Origin of the sequence: Flavobacterium sp. (genome assembly GCF_003525665.1) — a bacterium.
GTDB lineage: Bacteria > Bacteroidota > Bacteroidia > Flavobacteriales > Flavobacteriaceae > Flavobacterium.
In genome coordinates, this window is the sequence record NZ_DQDX01000175.1 from 1 (window position 1) to 4,214 (window position 4,214).

The 4,214-nt window shown below is 31.3% G+C and carries 4 protein-coding genes; all 4 read right to left on the reverse strand.

Features of this window, described 5'->3' with window-relative positions:
- The coding region (locus DIU01_RS12075) for a LytTR family DNA-binding domain-containing protein (RefSeq protein ID WP_290834801.1) at positions 1-716 on the reverse strand (716 nt) is incomplete at its 3' end.
- 110 nt (positions 717-826) lie between these two features.
- Positions 827-1,099 (reverse strand): hypothetical protein, encoded by a 273-nt coding sequence (locus DIU01_RS12080; protein ID WP_290834803.1) that lies wholly within the window; start codon positions 1,097-1,099, stop codon positions 827-829.
- A 49-nt stretch (positions 1,100-1,148) separates the two neighbouring features.
- Positions 1,149-3,020, reverse strand: a complete 1,872-nt coding sequence (locus DIU01_RS12085; RefSeq protein ID WP_290834805.1) for a LamG-like jellyroll fold domain-containing protein — start codon at positions 3,018-3,020, stop codon at positions 1,149-1,151.
- Between the two features lie 269 nt (positions 3,021-3,289).
- Positions 3,290-4,214 (reverse strand): T9SS type A sorting domain-containing protein (locus DIU01_RS12090; protein ID WP_290834807.1); only part of this gene is annotated, 925 nt, incomplete at its 5' end.

Genomic DNA, 4,214 nt, shown 5'->3' on the forward strand with positions numbered 1-4,214 from the left:
TTCTTTTCTCTTGAAATAGGAAGTAATATTTTGTCATCATAAGTTACAGATAGTCCGTCTTTTTTGCTGTATTTTTTTATCAAAGTAATGTTCACATAATAAGAACGATGTATTCTAAAAAAACGAGTGTCTGACGAAAGTAAATCTTCAAAATGTTTGATTTTTTTAACCGCCAAATCTTTTCCGTTTTTGTGATGGATTGTGGTGTATGAACCATCGGCTTCAAAATATAGAATATCATTTAAATCCATAAAAACGATTCCGTCACCAATATGAACGCCAATTTTTTTGATTTTATTTTCTAGTAAATTTTCTTTCAGAATCTCCATGTTGTTGGGTTGAAGATTTCTATTTAGTTTTTCGGAAACTTTTTCAACGGCTTCTTTTAATTTGGAAATACCAACCGGTTTAAGAATATAATCAACTGCCGATACTTCAAATGCTTTAATAGCATATTGCGAATAGGCTGTACAAAAAATCGTTTCAAAAGTTGGTTTATTGAAGTAATCGAACAACGCAAATCCATTTTCGTTAGGCATTTCTACATCTAAAAAGACCAAATCAATTTGATTTTTATTAATGATTTTCACTGCTGATTTTACGTCTTCAGCATCAGCTATAATTTGTATTTCTGGACAATGATCTTCTATAAAATTTCGTAGCAATGATCTGGCATTGAGTTCATCATCTACAATAAGTGCTTTAATTGTGTTCATTGGTTGGTTTTGGTTTGACAATTTAAGAATTTATTTCAATCGAAAAACCGCCAACAAAAAATAATCTGTTGAGCGGTATTTTCTTAAAAAAAACTACTACTTACTTTATTTTATAACTTACTCAATAATTGCACTTTTCCGTGCATTTCTTTTGATGCTGTTAGAATTAGATTTCCTTTTTTGCCTTTTTCGTAATAGTGCAATTTATCGCCTTCTTCCATCTTTATCGTGGTAGTTGCGTTTTTAGTTAAACTATAGCTTCCGCCACTTCCAGCATTGATCACTTTTACTTCATTATCGGTATCATTTTTAATTTTGATATCGAATTTTTCAGTGATTGTAATTTCATTATTCAGACTCAAATGGTTTGAATTTGTGTTCATAGACATTAAACTTAAAGCTAAGAACAAGATTAGGATTACTTTTTTCATATTACTTAATAATTAATTTTTGAGTTGAAACTGCATTATTTGAATCTTCAATTCGAACCATATACATTCCTTTTGATAAATTAGAAACATTGATGTCTTTAGAATTAGAAGTCAATACTTTTTGACCTTGAATCGAATAAATTTCAACTGATTGTACTTCGTTTTCCATTTCAATTGAGAAATTATCTGAAGTTGGATTTGGGTAGATTGTTGCTTGAAGTTTATTAGTAATGAAATCTGCATTGGCAAGCATACCAGTTCCATTACTCATTACTGCAAGGATTTCATTGTTAGTAAGTGCTCTATCATAAAAATATAATTCATCTAAAACACCTGTAAATTTTTTTGCATTGTTAAGACTGTATTGTCCGTTTCCACCAATTGTTCCTCCACCTAAAATGATTCTTGGAATAAATTTATAAAAACCATACTGAAAGCCCATATTGTACTCTCCAGCTAAATTTCCATTAACATAAGCTCTAAACCATCTATAATTTGTAGCAGGATCAATTCTCATTGTTATGGTATAATGCGTCCAAGTATTGACAAAAGAAGCATATTGATTAGCATCTTTTTCGGTAAATGAAGTTGAATTATAGGCAAGCCCAAAATAGTTAAATCCATTTGGCAAATAGGATCTAAAATAAAAACTACCAAACATCTCAAACGAACTAGCAAAGTTCACTGTTGGTGTTGCTGCTTTTTGCCAAAAACAAACTGTAAATTCGGATGATGTAGGAAAAACAGCGTCCATTGAATCATTGTCTAATGTACCATAACCACTTGCTCCAAAAGAAACACCTGTACCATATTTACCTGTATTAAATTCTGGGAAAGGCCAGCCAGACTGTGTGAAACTATGAACCGAATTATTACTTGTGAAATTGTTTTCAAATCCAAAATAACCAACTAATCCATTTGCAGGAGTTTGAGCGTTTATAAAATTTTCAACTGTTGATGAAGTTGTACCCATTGAGTTTGTGGCCTCAATTTTATAATAATATACAGTTCCAGCAACTAATCCGGTTAATGTTGCTGTACCAGGTAAAGTTGTACTTCCATTTGCTGAAAAACCAGTAACTTGATTTGTTAATGATGAAGGAGTAGTTCCATACTTTACTATTGAAGTTGTAGTACCACCATTTGCATTTAATGAATAATTAATTGTTGCTGAAGATGATCCATTTGCTGCAGGAGAAATAGCTGTTATTGTTGGAGTAGATATTACTGGACCGCCAACCGTAAATAAATAAGTTACTTGAGCTTGTGTTAATGCTCCAGAATATATTTGTAATTCATCGACTAAAGCATTCACAGAATTTAAAGAAGAATTTGCAGCGGTGCCAATATATGCATTGGTACCAGTAGTATTTAATGCCGCAACTTTTGATCCTAGTAATGTACCATTTAAATAAAGTTTCATCGTGGAACCATCATAAGTACAAACATAATGGTACCATGTGTTTAGAGCACTTGCATTTGATAAAATTAAATCGTTTGACCAGCCGTAAAGATTTATATTATTTCCGTGCGATATACCAAAAGCTTGATTAGCAGCGTCTGTTCCATAACTAAAAATATACTGTGTAGCTGCATTTGCTGGAAATCTTGACCAAATAGAGAAAGAACGCGGTGCATTTCCTTGAGGTAAATTTGATAAATTACAAATTAGATTATCTCCAGAGACCACTCTTTTACCAATATTAGTAACATCCATACCAATTCCATAACTTCCTATATTGCCTCCAGAGAAACTTGCTGTTCCAGCTACATTCGATGTGCTATTATTAAATTTAAAATAATGCAATAAAGTTTGTGAGTTTGCTACGTTTAAAAAAGCAAACATTGTAATAATAAGTAATAATTTTTTCATAAATAAAGAGTTTAAATTCAGTGACAAAAATCTATAAATGAGTGGATTTAAATTTAAACTTTTCACGAAACCTTGTTTTTTTTTCATGAATTGCATTTTTTACTGGTTAGCAAGGTTTTAGAAATAAAAAAACCGCCACTTCAAGAGTAAAGAGACGGTTAACCAATGATTTAGATTGGAATTAAAAACTAAAAACTATCATTGCTAAAATTAGTGTATACAGTGTTGCAAGGGTTATTTCAAGACGGTATTTTTCTATATTTCTCATATTATTTTACAATTAATTTTTGTGTACTCATGTTATTGTTTTCATCCTCAATTTGTACCAAATAAATTCCTTTTGATAAATTAGATACATCTACATCTTTGAGTTTAGACGTCAGTACTTTTTGACCTTGTAAAGAATAAATTTCAACTGATTTTATATTTGAATCCATTTCGATTGTGAAATTATCGGAAGTTGGATTTGGATATAAATTAAATTTAACTTTCTGCTCATTATCTGCGAAGCCCAACGCAGAAGTTGTAAAACTTCCTAATATTCTATTTCCATTAAGGGTTGGCGAATATCCTCCAACACTATAATAATAAGTTGTATTTGGTGTTAAGTTCGCAAAGTTATACACGAATGGAGTTGGAGAATTCGTAGTGGTATTGGCAACAATAATGTAAGAAGTAAAAAAGGTAGAACTTAAACCGTAATCAACTCCTATTGAACTTTGAATTCCAAATGTATTTACCTGAAAATCAATTTGTGCAGAAGTCGTAGTAATGTTTGAAACAACAACATTTGTAGTACTTGGTGGAGTTCCTCCTGAGGTAAAAGTTCCAGTAATTGTGATTGCTGCTTGACTTGACGCATTGTACGCGTCAATAGCATAGTAATAAAGTGTGTTTGGTATCAAGTTTGTAACGTCTTGAAACGAAGAAACAGGAGTTGTTCCATTAAACGGTCCATTTGGAGGATAGCTTCCAGACATAGTTGGAGTGGTATTGATTTGAACAAATGCATAAGTTGTACTATTTTGTGCATTAACAGAAAAATTTATTCTATCCGTTGTTGCAGTAATATTTGAAACCGAAACGTTTGAAATAATTGGTGCAGAAAAGCCTTGTATGCAGAATGTTAGAAATGTTGTAAAAAAGAATATGTGTAATTTTGTTTTCATCGATTTTGTTTTTAAAGTTATGAGC

Coding starts and splice junctions, on each gene's coding strand:
- DIU01_RS12080 (WP_290834803.1), bottom strand. CDS start 1,099: ATGAACACAAATTCAAACCATTTGAGTCTGAATAATGAAATTACAATC.
- DIU01_RS12085 (WP_290834805.1), bottom strand. CDS start 3,020: ATGAAAAAATTATTACTTATTATTACAATGTTTGCTTTTTTAAACGTA.